This window comes from Agromyces sp. GXS1127, from assembly GCF_050565425.1.
GTDB lineage: Bacteria > Actinomycetota > Actinomycetes > Actinomycetales > Microbacteriaceae > Agromyces.
Genome location: NZ_JBOCIG010000004.1, coordinates 419,069 through 437,095, shown reverse-complemented (window position 1 = coordinate 437,095; position 18,027 = coordinate 419,069). Strand labels below are relative to the sequence as shown.

The following is an 18,027-nucleotide window of genomic DNA, read 5'->3' as shown; positions in this document are numbered from 1 at the left end:
CGGACGACACCGAAGTCGGAATGGGCCCCGTGTTATTCCGAGTTATGATGAAAACACGGAATAACGCTCACCGAACTCCGAAAAGGGGCGACATTGGCGAACGCGGGCACCACCTGGCCGGCGCACGGCTCGCGAACCGTGCCCTGGCGGCAGGAGGGCCGACACGGCACGCGAGCCGATCGGATGCTGCGCGAGATCACGGTCTCGCTGCCGCCCATGATCGCGAGCCTCGACTACCGTCCCGAACCTCGACTCGCGAACGCGCTCGCCGAGGCGGCACGGGCGGTCATCGCGGTCGATACCGATCCGCGGGGGCAGCTCGGCGCGCTCGGCGGGCTCCTCCTGCGCACCGAGTCCGTCTCGTCATCGCGCATCGAGCAGGTGGACGCGAGCATGGACGACTACGCCAGGGCGGTCGCCGGCATTCGCGCGAACGAGTCCGCCTCGTCGATGGTCGCCGCCACGCGGGCGCTCGGCCAGATGATCGATCGCGCCGGGACCGCGGGGCGGATCGGGCTCGAGGACGTGCTCGACGCGCACCGCACCCTCATGGCCGACGACCCCATGGACGCGCGGTACGCCGGGCGCATCCGCGACGTGCAGAACTGGATCAGCGGATCCGACCACTCGCCGATCGGCGCGGTGCACATCCCGCCGCCGCCCGAGCTCGTGCGCGCGCTGCTCGACGACCTCATCGCGTTCGCGGCCCGCGACGACCTCGATCCCGTCGCTCAGGCCGCCATCGTGCACGCCCAGTTCGAGTCGATCCACCCCTTCACCGACGGCAACGGGCGGATCGGGCGCGCCCTGATCAACGCCGTGTTCCGCCGGCGCGGGCTCACGTCGCGGACGGTCGTGCCCGTGGCATCCGCCATGCTCGCCGAGCGCGACCGGTACTTCGCGCTCGTCAACGGCTATCGCGACGGCGACGTCGACGCGTTCGTGGCCGACCTCGCGCGCGGCGCGCGCATCGCCGCAACCGAGTCGCGCGAGGCGGCCGACCGGCTCGCCGAGCTCCCCGCCTATTGGCGCGAGCTCACGCGGCCGCGTGCGGGGAGTGCGGCGGCGAAGCTCCTCGACGTGCTCGCCGAGCACCCGATCCTCGGTGCCGAGGAGGCGCAGGAGCTCACCGGCGCGCCGCTCTCGAGCGTCTACACCGCGCTCGATCGTCTGGAGGAGGACGGCGTCATCCGCCAGGTCACCGCACGGCAGCGCAACCGCGTCTGGGGTGTCGTCGACCTGCTCGCCGAGCTCGACGATCTCGCCGCGCGGATCGCGTCGGCCGTGCGTGCCGGCGACTGAGCACCCGCACGGCCGTCGCGATCGACGGCGTGCGGTCTCGGAGCCCGGCGAGCGCATAATGGATTGATGGATCCATCAATCCATGGAGGAGTCCCCGTGTTCACCGACGCCAGCCGGCCGCTCTACGAGGTCAAGGCCAACCTCTTCAAGGGCCTCGCGCACCCGCTGCGCGTCCGAGTGCTCGAGGTGCTCGCGACCGCGCCCGACGCGGAGACCCCGGTCGCCGCGCTGCTCGAGGCGACCGGACTCGAGGCGTCCCACCTCTCCCAGCACCTGGCCGTACTCCGCAACTACCGGCTCGTGACCGCGGAGCGCCGCGGCAACCAGGTGTCGTACCGGCTCGCCTACCCGCAGGTCGCCGACCTCCTCCGCGTCGCCCGTGCGCTCCTCGGCGAGATCCTCCAGGCGACCGAGCGCCAGCTCGTCGAGCAGGCGGGCCTGCCCGCCATCCCGACGCCGTCGACGGCGACGGATGCCTCGGCCACGCCGACCGGTGAGGCCGCGACTGCGACGGCGGCCCGGTCGTGACCGCGTCCTCCGCGCAGCGCGCCGCCCGCGGCATCCGCTCGCTGTTGCCCGGCGTCGCGGACTACCGCGACCTCCGCCGCACCTGGAAGGGCGACCTCGTCGCCGGCGTCACGGTCGGGATCGTGGCGCTGCCGCTCGCGCTCGCGTTCGGGGTCGGCTCCGGCGCGGGCGCCGCGAGCGGGCTCGTGACCGCGATCGTCGCGGGCGTCGTCGCCGCGGTGTTCGGCGGTTCGAACGTGCAGGTCTCCGGGCCGACGGGAGCGATGGTCGTCGTGCTGGCGCCGATCATCGCGACGCACGGTCCGGGAGCGCTCGCGATCGTGGGCCTCCTGGCCGGGGCGATGGTCCTGGTCGCCGGCGCGCTGCGGCTCGGCCGTGCCGTGACGTTCATCCCGTGGCCGGTGATCGAGGGGTTCACCCTCGGGATCGCGGTCATCATCTTCCTCCAGCAGGTCCCGGCGGCCGTCGGCGTGCCCGCGACGGAGGGGGCGAACGCCGTCGTCGGCGCGGTCGACGCGGTGCTCGGCGCCTCCTGGCCGGATGCGGCGTGGTCGCTCGCCGTCGTCGCGACGGTGGCCGCGATCATGCTCGTCGCCCCCCGCATCCACCCGCTCGTGCCCCGGCTCGATCGTCGCGATCATCGTCGTCACGCTGGTCGTCGTGCTGGCCGGGATCCCCGTCGCGACGATCGGGGCGCTGCCGAGCGGCCTCCCGGCGCCGACGCTGCCCGCGTTCGACCCCGCGACCCTATCGTCCCTGCTCCTGCCGGCGGCGACGGTCGCCGCCCTCGCCGCGATCGAGTCGCTCCTGTCGGCGCGGGTCGCGGCATCCATCTCCGACACCGGCCCGTACGACGCCGATCGCGAGCTCGTCGGCCAGGGGCTCGCATCGATCGCGTCGGCGCTGTTCGGCGGGATGCCGGCGACCGGAGCCATCGCGCGGACGGCCGTCAACGTGCGCACGGGCGGGCGCACGAGGCTCTCGGCCATCGTGCACGCCGCGCTGCTCGCCGCGATCGTCGCGGTGGGCGCGTCGGTGGTGGCGTCGATCCCGCTCGCGGCGCTCGCGGGGGTCCTCATGGTCACCGCGACGCGCATGATCTCCGTCGCGACCGTACGGTCGGTCGTCGGTTCGACCCGCGCGGATGCGGTCGTGTTCGTCGCCACGGCGATCATCACCGTGAGCGTCGACCTCATCACGGCGGTGCTCGTGGGCATCGCGGTCGCGGCGTTCCTCGCGCTGCGGACGCTCGCCCGATCGAGCGGCGTCCATCGCGAGGAGCTGCCCGGTCCCGCGGAGGCCGGCGACGAGCGGGTCGCGCTGTTCCGGCTCGAGGGCGCCCTCTTCTTCGGCGCGGCCGAGCGCATGCTCGAGCGCGTCGGCGCGATGCGCGACGTCGACGTCGTCATCATCCGGATGTCGCAGCTCCAGATCCTCGATGCGACCGGGGCGCAGGTGATCACCGAACTGGTCCAGGCGCTGGAGCGACGCGGCGTGACCGTGCTCGTGAAGGGGATCCAGGCCCGGCACCTCGAGCTCGCGCGCCGGGTGGGCGTCATCGACTCGCTCCGTCACCAGAAGCACCTGTTCGACGACCTCGCGAGCGCGGTCGCGCACGCGCGCAGCCACGTGCACCGGGCGTCCGCCGCGATGTGACGGACCGGGGCGGCTCGACGTACGATCGAGGCACGCCGGCCGGGGCGCTCTGGAGGGAGCACCACTGGTCACCTGGCATCCGATCCTCGCCGCCGACGAACCCGAACCGGGGCGGTGGCGACTCGTCGACTCGCTCGGCCGCGAGTACGGCCGGGTCAGTATCGTCCGCGTCGACGGCGACGTCCGGTACCGCGCCGAGTTCGAGGGCGGCCTCCTCGGCTGGGCCACCACGCTGCGCGGCGCGTGCGAGCGCGTGCACCAGGCGTTCGTCCGCTCCCACGGCCCCGGCGCGTGGCAGGGATACCCCGATTTCTCCCGCGTCGACCGATGAGGATTCCGTTCTCACGGACGTGAGGTTCCGTCGACACCTCGGATGACTTTCACAGGGAACCGGCACGACTCGTGGAGGAACAGTGTGCAGACTGGCGACTTCGCCGCGGCGACCCCCCTTTCCAAGCACCGAGACGAGAACCGCGACGCCCGGGGCCAGCACCTCGCGCGTCGCCCGTGAGATCTATGCGCAACCAGAACAGTTCCCCCAGCACCACGCTGACCACCTCCGACGAATCCCTCGACGCCACGCGTGCCCGGGTTCGTCGCACCCGTCGCAACCGTCGCGCCGCGTGGATCGCGTCCGGCGCGGTCGTCACGGTCGGCGCCCTCGTCGGCTCGGGCTTCGCCGTGCAGTCGGCGGTCGCAGACCAGGAGCGGCGCGTCGCCGAGACCGCGGCGATCGCCGCCGGCACCGACCGCGGCATCGACCAGCTCGACGCGGCCGGCGGCCTGCTCGCGGCGCACGCCGTCAAGACCGCCGAGGACACGCTGAAGGCCGCCGACGCGACCCTCGCCAAGGCGAAGGGCAAGGCGGATGCCGCCGAGCTCGCCTCGTCGGTCGCAAGCCTCGACGACTACACCTACCTCGCACCCGAGCGCGTCTTCGAGCTCGCCGGCCTCACCTCCGAGAAGGTCGACGAGGTGACCGCGAAGGTGGCCGAGTTCGACAAGAAGGCCGCCGAGAAGGCCGCAGCCGAGAAGGCCGCGGCGAAGAAGGCCGCCGCCGAGAAGGCCGCCGCCGAGGCCGCTGCCGCCGCCGAGCAGGAGGCCGCCGCCGCCGCGCCGTCCTACCCGAGCGGTCCGGCCAACCCGAGCGGCGCGCAGGCGATCGCCCGCGACCTCATGGCGTCGATGTACGGCTGGGGTGCCGACCAGTTCGGGTGCCTCGTCGACCTCTGGAACAAGGAGTCGGGCTGGAACGTGTACGCCCAGAACCCGTCGAGCGGTGCGTACGGCATCCCGCAGGCCCTGCCCGGGTCGAAGATGTCGACCGCCGGCGCCGACTGGGCGACGAGCGCCTCCACCCAGATCACCTGGGGCCTCGGCTACATCGCCGGTCGCTACGGCACGCCGTGCGGCGCGTGGTCGCACTCCGTGTCGGTCGGCTGGTACTGATCCCCGGACCGCACGCGGTCCGGCTCACCTGGCGGCTGCGGCGTCTCGAACGCCGTGAGCAGCCGGAGGAGCACCCCGTCGAGCACCGCTCGTTCGCCGGCGTCCATCGCCGCGAGCGGGCGGTGCTCGCGTTCGGGGGAACGCTGCCCAAGGTCCTGTCGCCCGCCACGGGCGACTGCTAACCTGCGCACCAGACGCCGCCCCGCACCCCGCCGGGAGGCGGATCGGGGGGTCCATGGGTCGCGGCTGGTGGCGTCGCAGGTCGGCTCCGACGGGGCCCCGGCCGACGGAGGGCGACGCCGCAGCGGTGATCCAGCCGGCGGGCGGGATCCCGCGCGCCGTCGCCATCCTGCTCGGCCTCGCGGGGGCGGTCGTCGTCGTCTTCGGTCTCGCCGCCGCCCGCACGGTGGTCACGCCCGTGTTCTTCGCCCTGGTGCTCACGATCTGCGCTCACCCGGTCCGTCGCGGCCTCGAGCGACGAGGGGTCCCCAGCGGGCTGGCGACCGGAAGCGCCATCCTCGCCGTCTTCGCGATCCTCGCAGGGTTCGTCACGGCGCTGATCGTCGCGCTCGCGCAGTTCACGACGCTGCTTCCGCAGTACGCCACGGAACTCCAGGCCGCCGCCGCAGCCCTCGGCGATGCGCTGGAGCGCCTCGGCATCGGCTCGGAGCAGGCCCAGGTCATCGTCGACGGGCTCGAGCCGTCGCGGGCGATCGAACTGGTCTCGGCGCTGCTCGGGGGCGTCGCCGGCATCGTGTTCTCGCTCGTCGTGGTGCTCACCCTGCTGATCCTGATGGCGATGGACGCCGCGTACGGTCCCGCGATCCTCCGGCAGATCCGACCGCGGCGCCCGGCGCTCGTCGACGCGCTCGTCGCCTACTCGGCGAACGTGCGCCGGTACATGGTGGTCACCACCGCGCTCGGCGTGGCGCAGGGCGCGCTGAACTGGATCGCGCTGCTCGTCCTGCAGGTTCCCGGCGCGCTGCTCTGGGGTCTGCTCTCGTTCATCTGCAGCTTCATCCCGAACATCGGGTACTTCATCGCGATCGTGCCGCCGCTCGTGTTCGGCTTCCTCTCCGGCGGCTGGCCGACGGTCGTCGCGGTCATCGTGGTCTACGGCGTCGTGAACGCGGTGGTCCAGTCGATCGTGCAGCCGAAGGTGGTCGGCGGGGCCGTGCGCCTCAGCGAGACGATCACGTTCGTGTCGGTCCTGTTCTGGGCGCTCGTGCTCGGCCCCTTCGGTGCCATCCTCGCGGTGCCGCTCACCCTCCTCGTCCGCACGGTGCTGCTGGATGCGGACCCGTCGCTCAGGTGGTGGCGGCCCGCGACCGGGGACCTCGACGAGACGAAGGCCATCGCGGCGGAGATGGCCGCCGAGCGGAAGGCGGACCGGGAATCGCGGACCGAGCACCGACGCGAGGCACGCCGGTCAAGGCCCTGACCCCCTCCGGGGGCGGCAGCTAGCCTGACGTCATGGGCGAGCAGCAGACCGCGAGCGCGAACGGCGGCCTCCGCGGGAGGATCGCGCGCCTCGTGCAGTGGGTGCTGAGCACCAAGCCCGCGCGCGCGTTCCTGCTGTACCAGGAGCAGCACGGGGCGATGCTCGCCGACAGCGTCACCTACCGGACGCTGTTCTCGGTGTTCGCGGGCACCTTCCTCGGCTTCGCGGTCGCCGGCATCTGGCTCGCCGGCAACCCCGACGCCATCGACGCGATCGTGACGACGGTCAGCGGCGTCATCCCCGGACTCATCGGCGAGGGCGCCGCGATCGATCCCGAGGCGCTCATCCAGCCGATCACGCTCAGCATCGCGGGCGCGATCGCGCTGGTCGGCGCCGTCGGCGCGGCGATCGGCGCCATCCGCTCCCTGCGCATCGCCCTGCGGCAGCTCGCCGGCCGCCCCGACGACGACAGCTTCTTCCTCTGGCAGCTGCTGCGAGACCTCGCGATCGCCGTCGCGTTCGGCGGCCTCCTCGTCGCCGGCGCGGCCGTGACGGTCGTCGGCACCGGCGCCCTCGACACCGTCGTCGACTGGCTCGGCCGGCCCTTGGGCGGCGTGCTCGCAGACACCGGCTCGAGGACGTTCTCGGTCGCCGTCGCCTTCGCGATCGACACCGTCGTGATCGCCGGCCTGTTCCGGCTGCTCTCAGGACTGAGGCCGAGCGCACGGGCACTCTGGTCCGGTGCGCTCATCGGGGGAGCGGGCCTCACCGTGCTCCAGGTGCTGTCCGGGCTCTTCGTCGGCGGCGCGACGAGCAACCCGCTGCTGGCCTCGTTCGGCTCGATCATCGCGTTGCTCATCTGGCTCAACCTGTCGAGCCAGGTCGTCCTCCTCGCGAGCGCCTATGTCATCACGGGGGTCGAGGAGGAGCGGGACCGGGTGGCGGCACGGTACGGGGCCGCCTCGATGGCGCTGCGACGCCTGAAGCGCGCCGAACGACGGGCAGCGGATGCCGCGGCCGAGGTCGCCGCGGCCAGGGACGCCCTCCCCGGGGTCACCGACCCCGCCGCGCGCGACCGGCACTCCGTCCCGTGAGCACCTGCGGCGGCGTGGGCCGCCGCAGTCGGTCGGGACGGGCCCGCCGCGCGCGGCGGGACCGGGTCGCCTCAGCGCGTCGTGCCCGGGTCGCGGTCGATCTCGACGATCTCGACCTCCTCGACGACGACCGCGTCGTCGTCCGTGCCCCAGTCGCCGTCGTCGACGACGTCGGCGTCCTTGGGGACCTCCGCGTCCAGCGGCAGGTCGGAGTCGGTGTACTCGCCCTCCGTGGGGTCGTGCGGCACTCGTGCCATGGTTCGTCCTCCTTCTCCGATCGTGCGTCCGCCGCGTCGGCGGACGGGTCAACGCTAGGCAGCCCCGGGGCTCGACCGTCAGGGGATTGACGCTCGCCCGCGGTCCGGGTAGCGCCGGCGTCGCACGCAGCAGCCGTCGCGAACGACGCCCTCGACGCGTCATCCGCCCCGGATTAGGCTGCCCGCATGTGCCGGAACATCCGAACCCTCCACAACTTCGAACCGGTCGCGACGAGCGACGAGGTCCGCGCCGCCGCACTGCAGTACGTCCGCAAGGTGAGCGGGTCCACGCACCCGTCCAAGGCCAACCAGGCGGCCTTCGACGATGCGGTCGAGGAGATCGCGCACGTCACGCAGCACCTGCTCGACCACCTCGTGACCTCGGCGCCGCCGAAGAACCGGGAGGTGGAGGCCGAGAAGGCGCGAGCGCGCGCGGCGCAGCGCTACGCCACGGCGGGCGCGTGAACGCCGACGTCGGGGGAGCGCGATAGCGTCGCTGCCATGGCCCGCGACGCGACGACCCTCGAGATCGACGGACCGGACGGCGTGCGCGTCGTGCGGGTCTCCAGCCCGGAACGGGTCGTGTGGCCCGACGCCGGGATCACCAAGCTCGAACTGGCGCAGTACCTCATCGCGGTCGGCGACGCGTTCGTCGCGGCCAACGGCGATCGACCGGTCTCGCTCGAGCGGTTCCGCGACGGCATCGGCGGCGAGTCGTTCTTCTCCAAGAACCCGCCGAAGGGCGCACCGGAGTGGATGCGGGACGTGATGGTGACCTACCCGAGCGGGCGGAGCCATCCGCAGCTCGTCATCGACGAGCCGGCGGGCGCGGTCTGGGCCGCGCAGATGAACACCATCGTCTTCCACCCCTGGGCCTCGCGCGCCGGTGCGCCCGACCTGCCCGACCAGCTCCGCGTCGACCTCGACCCGCAGCCGGGAACGGGGTTCGCGGAGGCCGTGCCCGCCGCGCTCGCCCTGCGCGAGCTGCTGGCCGAGGTCGGCCTGACGGGGTTCGTCAAGACGTCGGGCAACCGCGGCATCCACGTCTTCGCGCCCATCGAGCCCGAGCACGAGTTCCTCGAGGTGCGTCACGCCGTCATCGCGCTCTCGCGCGAGCTCGAACGACGCATGCCCGACGCGGTGACCACCGCGTGGTGGAAGGAGGAGCGCGGCGAGCGCATCTTCCTCGACTTCAACCAGGCCAATCGGGACCGGACGATGGCGGGCGCCTACAGCCCTCGTGCCCTCGCGACCGCGGCCGTCTCCTGTCCGCTGGAGTGGGACGAGCTCGAGGGCGCCGACCCGTCGTCGTTCACCGTGCGGACCGTCCCCGCGCGACTGGCCGAGCGCGGCGACCCGTGGGCGGCGATGCACGGGTCGGCGGGGCGCATCGACACGCTGCTCGACTGGTGGCGCCGCGACCTCGACCACGGGCTCGGCGAGCTGCCGTTCCCTCCCGACTTCCCCAAGATGCCGGGGGAGCCCACGCGCGTGCAGCCCAGTCGTGCCAGGAAGCCCGACGCCGACTGACGGTCAGACCGCGATGCCCGGCGCGCCGCCTGCGTGCGGCGGGCGGCCGTGCACCTCCCGATGCAGCCGCTCCATGCGGGCGTCGAGCTCGGCCGCCGTGCGGGCCGCATCCGTCAACTGGTCGAGCAGGCCCGCCGGGACCTGCCGGTCGAACTTGTAGTAGATCTTGTGCTCGAGACTGGCCCAGAAGTCCATCGCGATCGTGCGGATCTGCACCTCGACCGCGACCGGGTGCGCACCCGTCGAGAGGAACACGGGCACCTCGACGATGAGGTGCAGGCTCTGGTAGCCGTTCGACTTCGGCTCGGCGATGTAGTCCTTGACCTTGAGCACGCGGACGTCCTCCTGCGCCGTGAGGAGCTCGGCGATGCGGTAGGCGTCCGAGACGAAGCTGCACGTCACCCGGACGCCGGCGATATCGGTGATCGTCGAGCGGATGGCGTCGAACGACGGGTCGATCCCCTTGCGCCGCATCTTGTCGATGACGCTGTCGAGGCTCTTGAGCCGGCTCGAGATGTGCTCGATCGGGTTGTACGCGTGGGCCTGGCTGAACTCCTCGCGGAGGATCGAGAGCTTGGTGATCACCTCGTCCATGCCGAACTTGTAGCGCTGCATGAAGCGCTCCGTCTCGTCGCGCAGCGCCCGCATCTCCTCGAGCGTCTGCCCGTCGATCGTGTCGAGCGTGCGCTGCGCCCGGTCGGTCAGCATCGGCTGCGGAGCGGGGCGTGCTGGCGGGGGTCCGTCGAGCGGCGTCACGCACGCAACGCTACGCCGCGAACCTCGGCGTTCGCCCAGCGGACCCGCTGCGTTCGCGTCGAGCGGAGCGCGGCCGCGGATCAGTCGACGGCGTCGACGTACCGCCACCGGTCCGTGCGGACGAAGCGGCTCGTCTCGCGCTGCACGCCGCGCTCCGCGCCGACCCGGTACCTCGCCGCGAACTCGACGACGCCGTCTCGGTCGAGGGGGCCGCCGCGCTCGGTGCGGATGATCTCGAGCGAGCGCCAGTGGACGTCCGGATCGAGCTCCAGCGCGTCGGGACGGGTCGACGGATGCCACGTGGCCAGCAGGTACGCGACGTCGCCCACGACGAACGCCGTGTACCTCGAGCGCATCAGCTGCACGGCCGTCGGAGCCGCGCCGCCGCCGAGCAGGGGTCCGCAGCACTCGCCGTGGACGTTCCCGCTGCCGCAGGGGCAGCGATCCGCGGCCGCCGGAGTGTCGAACGGGCGATGCGGTTCCATGCGATCCAGTCTCGCGCACGCGCGATCATCGTTCGCCCAGCTGAAGTCGAGGATCCATTCAGAATCATCATGCAGGCTGGAGGACCTGTGCGCCCGGGCCATCGTGCCCGGGCCCGTCCATGCCTTCGCTCGGAAGGCCCCCGACCCCCGGATCCGAGCCCCCACACGCTATGCAGACTCCCGATTCGATCACGCCTGCCCCCACCGATTCCGCACCCTTCCGCACCGAGGCGGCGACCCGCCGCGCCGCGCGCCGCGACAAGACCGGTCGCCGCCGCCGCCTCGTCCTGGCCGGCGCGCTCGTCGCCGTCGGCGCCGTCGCGGGCACGGGTCTGACCGTCAACTCGTCGCTCGCCGCCCAGCGCGTCGCCGAGACCGCCGCGCTCGCCGGGTCGACCGGGCTCGCGGGCGAGCAGCTCGGCGCCTACGCCGGCATCGCGGAGGCCAAGGTGCACGCCGCGGCCCAGGACACGCTCACCGTCGCCGAGGGGACCCTCGCCGACGTCGAGGACAAGATCGACGCCGACTCGCTCGCGTCGTCGGTCGCGACGCTCGGCGACTACGAGACCCTCCCGCTCGACGAGGTCCGCGACCTGACCGTCTCGACGCGGGCGGAGATCCGCAAGGCCGAGGAGGCCGCCGCCGCGCACGACCGCGAGGTCGCCGAGCGCGAGGCCGCCGAGGCGCTCGCCCGCGCGAACACCCCCGAGGGCGCCAAGCAGACCGCGCGAGCCATGGCCGCGTCGCAGTACGGCTGGGGCGAGAGCGAGTTCCAGTGCCTCGTGCAGCTGTGGACCAAGGAGTCCGGCTGGAACTACCAGGCGGTGAACTCCTCGAGCGGCGCCTACGGCATCGTCCAGGCGTGGCCCGCGGAGAAGCTCGCGACGGCCGGCGCCGACTGGCGGACCAACGCCGCCACCCAGGTCAAGTGGGGCCTGGACTACATCGCCCGCGGATACGGCAGCCCGTGCGCCGCGTGGGGCCACTCGCAGTCGCTGAACTGGTACTGAACCGCGCCGGAGCATCCGTGAGCCGCCGATCCCCCTCGGGGTCGGCGGCTCACGTCGTCCGCGGGTCCAGCAGCGCGCGCCGGTCGGGATGCCGGTCGAACCAGTGCTCCACGTACCAGCAGCTCGGCACGATCCGGCGCGTCGAGTTCGCCTCGACGTCGTCGACCGCGAACCGCACCACGTCGGCCGCGAGGCCGCTGCCGCGGTAGGGCGGGTTCGTGAACGTCCGCACGAAGGCGACCGAGTCGCCGAGCTCACGGTAGTCGAGCACGCTCGCGACCTGCCCGTCGACGCGGAGCACGTACCGCCTGAGGTCGGGTTCGTGGACGAGGTCTTTCACGCGCCCAAGGCTACGCCCGACGGCCACGTGGCGCGTCATCGACCGCGCAGGCGGTCGAGATCCCGCCGCTCGCGTTTCGTCGGGCGCCCGGCGCCGCGATCGCGCAGGGGCACGGATGCCACTGCCTCGCGGGGCGGGGGAGCCGGCGTGCGATCGTCGGCGGCCGTCGCGGCGAGCTCGGCCGACACGCGCTTCACGATCGGGCGACGCACGATCAGGATCCGGTCGAAGCCGTGGAGGCGCACGCGCACCTCGTCGCCGGGCCGCACCGGCTGCGCGGCCTTCGCCCGCTCGCCGTTCACGCGCACATGGCCGGCGCGGCAGGCGGCCGTGGCGGCCGACCGGGTCTTGCACACCCGGACCGCCCACAACCACGCGTCCACGCGCGCCGACTCGAGCTCCGCCATCCCACCAGCCTACGGCGGGCGCGCGCTCCGCTCAGCGGACCAGCGCCCACCAGATCATCAGCATCGTCACGAGGAAGCCCACGACGTAGTTGATGAGGATGAATCGACGCCAGCCCCGGTTCGACGTGCCGGACGCGGCATCCGTCACCGACCGGTACGGCCACGCCGCCCCGAGGTAGGGGAGCACGAGCAGGGCGGCCAGCGGACCGGGCCAGTCGGTCGCGAGCATCAGCAGCCCGGCCGCCGTCCAGAGCGCGAGCGCGATCCGCACCGTCGTCGCGGCCCCGAGGGCCGTCGCGATCGAGGCGATCCCCGCCTCCCGGTCGGGCACGACGTCCTGGACGGCCCCGAACGCGTGACTCGCCATGCCCCAGCAGAAGAAGGCGACGAGCAGCGCGACGAGCGGCCAGGTGAACTCGGCGCCCGCGACGGCCAGGCCGTAGACGGCCGGGCTCGTGAAGTGCGTGCTCGAGGTGATCGAGTCGAGCACCGGCCGCTCCTTGAACCGCAGTCCCGGCACCGAGTACGCGAAGACCGCGAAGAGGCTGATCGCGAGGACGAGCCACGACCAGGGCTCGTCCGTGCCGCCGAGCCAGAGCATGGCCGCCACCAGTGGTGCCGCCGTGACCAGCCCCGCCGCGACCACGGTGCGATGCAGGCTCGGGTCGAGCAGCGCCCCCTCGGCTCCGCCCTTGCGCGGATTCCGCAGGTCGGACTCGTAGTCGAAGACGTCGTTCACGCCGTACATGAGCAGGTTGTACGGCACCAGGAAGAACAGGGTGCCGACGACGAGGAGCGGGTCGACCCGGCCGGTCGTCAGCACGTACCCGGCCGCGAACGGGAACGCGGTGTTGATCCAGCTCACGGGCCTCGACGAGAGCAGGACCTGCCCGGCCCGATGCGCGAGGCCGTCGCGGGTCGCCGCGGCGCTCATCGCGCGCCGCCCCGGTCGGCGCGTTCGTCGAGCGGGGTCGCCGCCGGTCTCCGGGAGACGAGCGTCCACACCGCGGGAAGCAGCAGCACGCCCGCGAGCGGATACAGGAAGTCCTCGACCGGCGCGAGCCCGATGGCCCAGCCCGATCGGCGCGCGTCGTCGTACGCCACGATCCCGGTGCCGACGATGAGCGAGTCGAACACGGCCGTCAGCACGACGAGCACGCCCGCGGCGATCGCGGTCGCGACGACCCGGCGGCGTCGCGCCGCGGCTGTGCGGGGGCGGCCCGTCCATGCCGCGGCCAGCGCGACCACGACGAACGGGAGACTGATGAGCAGGTAGGTCAACTCCGGTCCTCCGGATCCGTCGCGGCCGCGACGCGTCGTTCGCGCGCCGCGAGCGCGCGTTCGCCGCCGAGGACGAGGATGAGCGTGAGGTAGGAGAGGAACGCCAGGAAGACCGGCTCCTCCAGGGGCAGCTCGGGTGCCAGCTCGATGCCCGTCACGATGGCCGAGCTTCCGCGGAAGAACACGCCGGCGGCGATCCCGGCGGCATCCCACAGCAGGAAGAAGGCGAGGCCGACGGCGATCGTGAGGGCGGCGGCGAGCGGGGCGCGCCAGAACACCAGGCGCCACCGCGCGTCGATCAGGGCCATGCACCCGATCACGACCAGCAGCCCCGCGAGGTAGGCGAACCCCGTCATGCGCTGCCGCTGCCCGGATCGACGGTCGCGAGCTCGTCGGCGCCGGACGGTTCGCCGATCGGACCGGACGAGCGGTCGCCGCGCACGCGCTTCAGCACGTTCTCCGCACTGATCAGGCACATCGGCAGCCCGATCCCGGGTACCGACGAGCCGCCCGCGTAGTACAGCCCGTCCACCCGTCGGGACCGGTTGGTGCCGCGGAGGAAGGCGGACTGGCGAAGCGTGTGCGCCGGCCCGAGGGCTCCGCCTTGCCATGAATTGAGGTCGGCCGCGAAATCGGCGGGGCCGACCGTGCGCCGCACCACGATGCGCTCGGCGAGGTCGTCGAGTCCCGAGACCTCGGCGATGCGGCGGATGGCCCGGTCGGCCGTCTCCTCGACGAGCCGGTCGCCCGCGCCGTCGATGCCGCCCCGCCCGATCGCCGTGTCGGCCGGCACCGGCACGAGGAGGAACAGGTTCGTGTCCCCGGCCGGTGCGACCGAGTCATCCGTGGCGCTCGGCATGCAGGCGTAGAACGACGCGGGATCGGGGACGTGCGGGTCGGAACCGAAGATCGCGCCGAAGTTCGCGTGCCAGTCGTCGGTGAAGAACAGGGTGTGGTGCGCGAGTCCGGGCACCTCGCCCCGCACGCCGAGCATCGCGAGCACCGCGCCGGGGCCCGAGGTGCGTCGGCGCCACCACGCCTCGGGGTACGTCTGCGCGTACCGGGGGAGCAGCTCGGTCTCCGTGTGGTGCAGGTCGGCCGCGGACACGACGCGGTGGGCCGGCGCGACGACGCTCCGCCCGGATGCGTCGCGGAACCGAGCGCCGGCCGCCGCCGGGCGGGCCCCGCCGGAGGCCAGCTCGATCCCCTCGACGCGCGCACCCGTGACGATGTCGACCCCGGCGCCGACCGCGATGGCCGTGATGCGCTCGATGAGCTCGGCGAACCCGCCGCGCGGGTAGAAGACGCCCTGCTCCAGGTCCATGTGGCTCATGAGGTGGTACATCGCGGGGGTCGCGTCGGGCGAGGACCCGAGGAAGACGGCGGGGTAGCCGAGCACCTGCCGCAGGCGACGGTCCTGCACCGCTCGTGCGGCGAACCGCTCGAGCGGCGTCGTGAGCAGCGAGGCCAGCCGGCCCGACTGCCGCAGCACCTCGCCGGAGAGCAGCGAGCGGGGATCGTCGAAGTTCGTGTACAGGAAGCGTCGCCTGGCGATGTCGTAGGCGGATGCCGCGGAGTCCAGGTAGCGCTCGAGGGCCGCACCCGCTCCGGGCTCGATCGACTCGAACAGCGCCACGTTCTCGGCGCGCGTCGGCCGCAGGTCGACCGGGGCGTCGTACCCGTCGGCCCAGACCCGGTAGCCCGGATCGAGCCGCACCAGGTCGAGCTCCTCGGCGGCACTGGTGCCGAACAGCCGGAAGAAGTGGTCGAACACCTCCGGCATGAGGTACCAGGAGGGGCCCGTGTCGAACCGGAATCCGCCGCTCGACCAGCTGCCGGCGCGACCCCCGAGCTCGTCGCGCGACTCCAGCAGCGTCACCCGATGGCCGTCGCGCGCGAGCAGGGCCGCCGAGGCGAGCCCGGCGATGCCGCCCCCGATGACCACGATGCGTTCCGACGTGCCGATCATCGCCGGCTCCCTCCAGTGACGAGCGCCGACCGCACGGCGATGGCGAGCTTCTCGCCGTCGGGGACACGGATCCGGGTCGCGATGATCTCCGCGGCCGGCGTCGCGCGGCAGCGCGCGGAGAGGCTCGCGAACAGGCCGTGCGCCGCGGCGACCGCACTCCGCGCCCGACGGGGCAGGTCGGGCAGCGACTCGCCCGCGATCGCGAGGTCGTGGTCGATGTCGTCGAGGATCGCGGACTTGTCCGCCTCGGTGAACGCATCGGGGTCCACCCCGGGGAAGTAGTTGCGGCCGAGCGTGCGCCAGTCCACCGCCAGGTCCCGGAGGAAGTTGATCTTCTGGAACGCGGCACCAAGGTGGACCGCCCCCCGCTCGAGCCGGGCCCTGCGGTCCGGGTCGACCGTGGCCGACGCCGTCCCGGAGCCCGTCGCCGCGGCTCGTTCGCCCGCGAGGAACGTCGCGAGGCACATCAGCCCCACGACCTCGGCCGAACCGTGGATGTACGGACCGATCTCCTCGGGCGCGAAGGGCGCGGGGTCCAGGTCGCGACGCATCGAGGCGAAGAACGGGCGCGTGAGCTCCGCGCCGAACCCCGTCTCGCGTGCGACCGCGGCGAACGCGTGCACCACGAGGTTCGCCGAGTACCCGCGCGCGATCGCCTGCTCGGTCTCCGCCTCGAGCCCGTCGAGGACCTCGAGCAGTTCGGCGGGTGCCAGTCCGGCCTCCGCCGCGGCGCCGTCGACGATCTCGTCGGCGACCCGAACCAGCGCATAGATGGAGCGGATGCGTCGGCGCGCCTCGGCGTCGAGGAGCCGCGCCGCGGCGCCGAACGACGTGGAGTAGTGCGCGATCACGGTGGCCGAGCTCGCATCCGCGGCATCCGAGTACCGCTCGAGCAGCGTGGGGTCCTTGCGTCCGCTCATCGCATGCGCTCCGTCGCCCGTTGCGCGAACTCGCCGAGCTCGGCGCGCAGCCCGACCGGCAGGTCGGCGGCGTCGAGCTCGTACCTCGCGAGCGTGACGTGCTCGTGCGCGAGCGAGAGGGCCGCATCGAGCGCGCCGCATGCGCGCAGCTCCTCGCGGAGCGCCGCCGCCGACTGGTCGTCGAGGGCCGGATCGCCGAGGCGCGCACGGATCGCCGGCCAGGCCGACGTGGTCGCGGCGTGCGCGATGAGCGCCGTCCGCTTGCCCTCGCGCAGGTCGGCGGAGGCGGACTTGCCCGTCACGACGGGATCGCCGAAGACGCCCAGCACGTCGTCGACGATCTGGAACGCGACGCCGGCGAGCCGGCCGAACCGGCAGAGGGCGTCGACGGCGTCGTCCGGTGCGCCCGCGAGCACGGCGCCCGCCGCGAGCGGCGCCTCGAACGAGTACACGGCGGTCTTCTGCTCGAGCGTCGCGAGCACGCCCTCGAGCGCGGGTGCGGAGTCGCCGAGCGAGGCGACCACGTCGGCCAGTTCGCCCGCGGCGGAGACGAAGACCGCCCGGTCCAGGATGTCGAGCAGCGACTCGCGGCGCGCTCGGTCCAGCGGCAGCATCGCGAGCTCGCGATGGGCGCGGCTGAGCGCGAGGTCGCCCGCGAGCACCGCGGCCGTCGCCGCCCACACCTCGCCGGTGCGCGCATCGCCGCCGTGCGCCTCCGCGCGCGCCGCGAACCGGCCGGCGACGTTCGGTGCCCCCCGTCGCACGGTGTCGCGGTCGATCAGGTCGTCGTGGATGAGGAAGGCCGTGTGCAGGAGCTCGAACGCGAGGGCGACCCGGGTGACGAGGTCGCGCTCGGCGCCGCCGAACCCGCGGTACGACGCCCAGACGAGCCGCGGGCGGATGCGCTTGCCCCCGGAGCTCTGCAGCTCGATCGACTCCCAGAGCGCCGTGTAGTGGCTGCCGTAGGCGCCCGCCCGGCCACGTGCGTCGGCGAAGAACCTGCGCAGCTCGTCGTCGATCGCGGCATCGAGCAGTTCAGGCACGGAAGAGCTCCAGTTCCTGCGCCTGCAGGACGAGCCAGGGGCTGAACGCCCACGGCGCCGCGGCGACGGCGGTCGCGAGCGATCGCGGCTCGACCCAGCGGAACTCCGCGACCTCGCGCGGGTTGGGGTCGGGGTCGCCGGACGCCGTGGCGACGTAGACCGGGCACACCTCGTTCTCGACGATCCCGTTCGCGTCCGTCGCCCGGTAGCGGAACAGGGGCAGCGCGAGCTCGACCGTGTCGAGCTCGAGCCCGAGCTCGAAGTCGGCGCGGCGGCGCACGGCGTGCAGCAGCGCCTCGGCCGGCTTCGGGTGCCCGCAGAACGAGTTGGTCCAGACGCCCGCCCACGTCTGCTTCGAGAGGGCGCGACGGGTGATGAGCACCTCGCCGATGGGATTGACGATGTGACACGAGAAGGCGAGGTGGAGCGCGGTGTCCGGTCCGTGCGCGGCGCTCTTCGGCGCCCGGCCGACGGGCGCGCCCGACTCGTCGAGCAGGACCACCTCGTCCTCGACGGTCTCGGTCGTGTGGTTCATGTGCGCCTCCTCGTCCGGCGGCGA

At 73.1% G+C, this 18,027-nt stretch carries 21 protein-coding genes and 1 pseudogene; 10 read left to right on the top strand and 12 right to left on the bottom strand.

Annotated features, from left to right (window positions below; genetic code table 11):
• The first annotated feature begins 93 nt into the window (after positions 1 to 93).
• The 7 genes and pseudogenes from ACQ393_RS10050 (at position 94) to ACQ393_RS10020 (ending at position 7,470) form a co-directional block, all read left to right on the top strand.
• A complete protein-coding gene (locus tag ACQ393_RS10050; protein WP_430646681.1) occupies positions 94 to 1,302 on the top strand; it encodes a Fic family protein in 1,209 nt (402 codons plus the stop codon).
• A 96-nt stretch (positions 1,303 to 1,398) separates the two neighbouring features.
• Positions 1,399 to 1,830 carry an ArsR/SmtB family transcription factor gene (locus ACQ393_RS10045; RefSeq protein WP_430646680.1) on the top strand — a complete coding sequence of 144 codons (432 nt, stop codon included), beginning with the start codon at positions 1,399 to 1,401 and terminating at the stop codon, positions 1,828 to 1,830.
• A pseudogene (locus tag ACQ393_RS10040) lies at positions 1,827 to 3,486 on the top strand (SulP family inorganic anion transporter). Before ACQ393_RS10045 ends, ACQ393_RS10040 begins: the two are co-directional and overlap by 4 nt.
• A 516-nt stretch (positions 3,487 to 4,002) precedes the next feature.
• Positions 4,003 to 4,935, top strand: coding sequence for a hypothetical protein (locus tag ACQ393_RS10035; protein WP_430646679.1), 933 nt, complete (start codon positions 4,003 to 4,005; stop codon positions 4,933 to 4,935).
• Positions 4,902 to 5,117 (top strand): hypothetical protein, encoded by a 216-nt coding sequence (locus tag ACQ393_RS10030; RefSeq protein ID WP_430646678.1) that lies wholly within the window; start codon positions 4,902 to 4,904, stop codon positions 5,115 to 5,117. Before ACQ393_RS10035 ends, ACQ393_RS10030 begins: the two co-directional genes overlap by 34 nt.
• Positions 5,118 to 5,242: 125 nt before the next feature.
• The gene (locus ACQ393_RS10025; RefSeq protein ID WP_430646677.1) at positions 5,243 to 6,376 is read left to right on the top strand and encodes an AI-2E family transporter; all 1,134 of its coding nucleotides are present in this window, start codon (positions 5,243 to 5,245) and stop codon (positions 6,374 to 6,376) included.
• 32 nt (positions 6,377 to 6,408) lie between these two features.
• Positions 6,409 to 7,470, top strand: coding sequence for a YihY/virulence factor BrkB family protein (locus tag ACQ393_RS10020; protein WP_430646676.1), 1,062 nt, complete (start codon positions 6,409 to 6,411; stop codon positions 7,468 to 7,470).
• Positions 7,471 to 7,541: 71 nt separating this feature from the next.
• On the opposite strand, the gene ACQ393_RS10015 is transcribed toward ACQ393_RS10020, so the two are convergent.
• A complete protein-coding gene (locus ACQ393_RS10015) occupies positions 7,542 to 7,727 on the bottom strand; it encodes a hypothetical protein (RefSeq protein ID WP_430646675.1) in 186 nt (61 codons plus the stop codon).
• Positions 7,728 to 7,913: 186 nt separating this feature from the next.
• Here ACQ393_RS10015 and ACQ393_RS10010 point away from each other — a divergent pair, with 186 nt between their 5' ends.
• Together ACQ393_RS10010 and ligD are read left to right on the top strand one after the other, a co-directional pair.
• Complete coding sequence (locus ACQ393_RS10010) at positions 7,914 to 8,192, top strand: DUF2277 domain-containing protein (RefSeq protein WP_430646674.1); 279 nt, start codon at positions 7,914 to 7,916, stop codon at positions 8,190 to 8,192.
• A gap of 36 nt (positions 8,193 to 8,228) precedes the next feature.
• Positions 8,229 to 9,257, top strand: coding sequence for a non-homologous end-joining DNA ligase (gene ligD / locus ACQ393_RS10005; protein WP_430646673.1), 1,029 nt, complete (start codon positions 8,229 to 8,231; stop codon positions 9,255 to 9,257).
• 3 nt (positions 9,258 to 9,260) lie between these two features.
• On the opposite strand, the gene ACQ393_RS10000 is transcribed toward ligD, so the two are convergent.
• Both ACQ393_RS10000 and ACQ393_RS09995 read right to left on the bottom strand, forming a co-directional pair.
• The gene (locus tag ACQ393_RS10000; RefSeq protein WP_430646722.1) at positions 9,261 to 9,965 is read right to left on the bottom strand and encodes a GTP pyrophosphokinase; all 705 of its coding nucleotides are present in this window, start codon (positions 9,963 to 9,965) and stop codon (positions 9,261 to 9,263) included.
• Between the two features lie 128 nt (positions 9,966 to 10,093).
• Complete coding sequence (locus ACQ393_RS09995; RefSeq protein ID WP_430646672.1) at positions 10,094 to 10,498, bottom strand: YchJ family protein; 405 nt, start codon at positions 10,496 to 10,498, stop codon at positions 10,094 to 10,096.
• 170 nt (positions 10,499 to 10,668) lie between these two features.
• On the opposite strand from ACQ393_RS09995, the gene ACQ393_RS09990 reads away from it, so the two are divergent.
• Complete coding sequence (locus ACQ393_RS09990; protein WP_430646671.1) at positions 10,669 to 11,508, top strand: hypothetical protein; 840 nt, start codon at positions 10,669 to 10,671, stop codon at positions 11,506 to 11,508.
• A gap of 49 nt (positions 11,509 to 11,557) precedes the next feature.
• Here the strand turns inward: ACQ393_RS09990 and ACQ393_RS09985 are convergent, their stop codons facing one another.
• Genes ACQ393_RS09985 through idi form a run of 9 tightly spaced genes read right to left on the bottom strand, consistent with a single transcriptional unit; the run spans position 11,558 to position 18,003 of the window.
• A complete protein-coding gene (locus ACQ393_RS09985) occupies positions 11,558 to 11,848 on the bottom strand; it encodes a GNAT family N-acetyltransferase (protein WP_430646670.1) in 291 nt (96 codons plus the stop codon).
• Between the two features lie 35 nt (positions 11,849 to 11,883).
• The gene (locus tag ACQ393_RS09980; protein WP_430646669.1) at positions 11,884 to 12,255 is read right to left on the bottom strand and encodes an RNA-binding S4 domain-containing protein; all 372 of its coding nucleotides are present in this window, start codon (positions 12,253 to 12,255) and stop codon (positions 11,884 to 11,886) included.
• Positions 12,256 to 12,286: 31 nt separating this feature from the next.
• Positions 12,287 to 13,189, bottom strand: coding sequence for a prenyltransferase (locus tag ACQ393_RS09975; protein WP_430646668.1), 903 nt, complete (start codon positions 13,187 to 13,189; stop codon positions 12,287 to 12,289).
• Positions 13,186 to 13,536 (bottom strand): lycopene cyclase domain-containing protein, encoded by a 351-nt coding sequence (locus tag ACQ393_RS09970; RefSeq protein ID WP_430646667.1) that lies wholly within the window; start codon positions 13,534 to 13,536, stop codon positions 13,186 to 13,188. Before ACQ393_RS09970 ends, ACQ393_RS09975 begins: the two co-directional genes overlap by 4 nt.
• A complete protein-coding gene (locus tag ACQ393_RS09965) occupies positions 13,533 to 13,892 on the bottom strand; it encodes a lycopene cyclase domain-containing protein (RefSeq protein ID WP_430646666.1) in 360 nt (119 codons plus the stop codon). Before ACQ393_RS09965 ends, ACQ393_RS09970 begins: the two co-directional genes overlap by 4 nt.
• Positions 13,889 to 15,505: a phytoene desaturase family protein gene (gene crtI / locus ACQ393_RS09960; protein ID WP_430646665.1), complete on the bottom strand. Its 1,617-nt coding sequence runs from the start codon at positions 15,503 to 15,505 to the stop codon at positions 13,889 to 13,891. Before crtI ends, ACQ393_RS09965 begins: the two co-directional genes overlap by 4 nt.
• Entirely contained in the window at positions 15,502 to 16,425 is a 924-nt protein-coding gene (locus ACQ393_RS09955) for a phytoene/squalene synthase family protein (protein ID WP_430646664.1), read from the bottom strand. The genes crtI and ACQ393_RS09955 overlap by 4 nt, the downstream gene beginning before the upstream one ends.
• Positions 16,422 to 17,468 (bottom strand): polyprenyl synthetase family protein, encoded by a 1,047-nt coding sequence (locus ACQ393_RS09950; RefSeq protein ID WP_430646663.1) that lies wholly within the window; start codon positions 17,466 to 17,468, stop codon positions 16,422 to 16,424. The genes ACQ393_RS09955 and ACQ393_RS09950 overlap by 4 nt, the downstream gene beginning before the upstream one ends.
• A complete protein-coding gene (gene idi, locus ACQ393_RS09945) occupies positions 17,461 to 18,003 on the bottom strand; it encodes an isopentenyl-diphosphate Delta-isomerase (protein WP_430646662.1) in 543 nt (180 codons plus the stop codon). The genes ACQ393_RS09950 and idi overlap by 8 nt, the downstream gene beginning before the upstream one ends.
• Between the last annotated feature and the right edge of the window lie 24 nt (positions 18,004 to 18,027).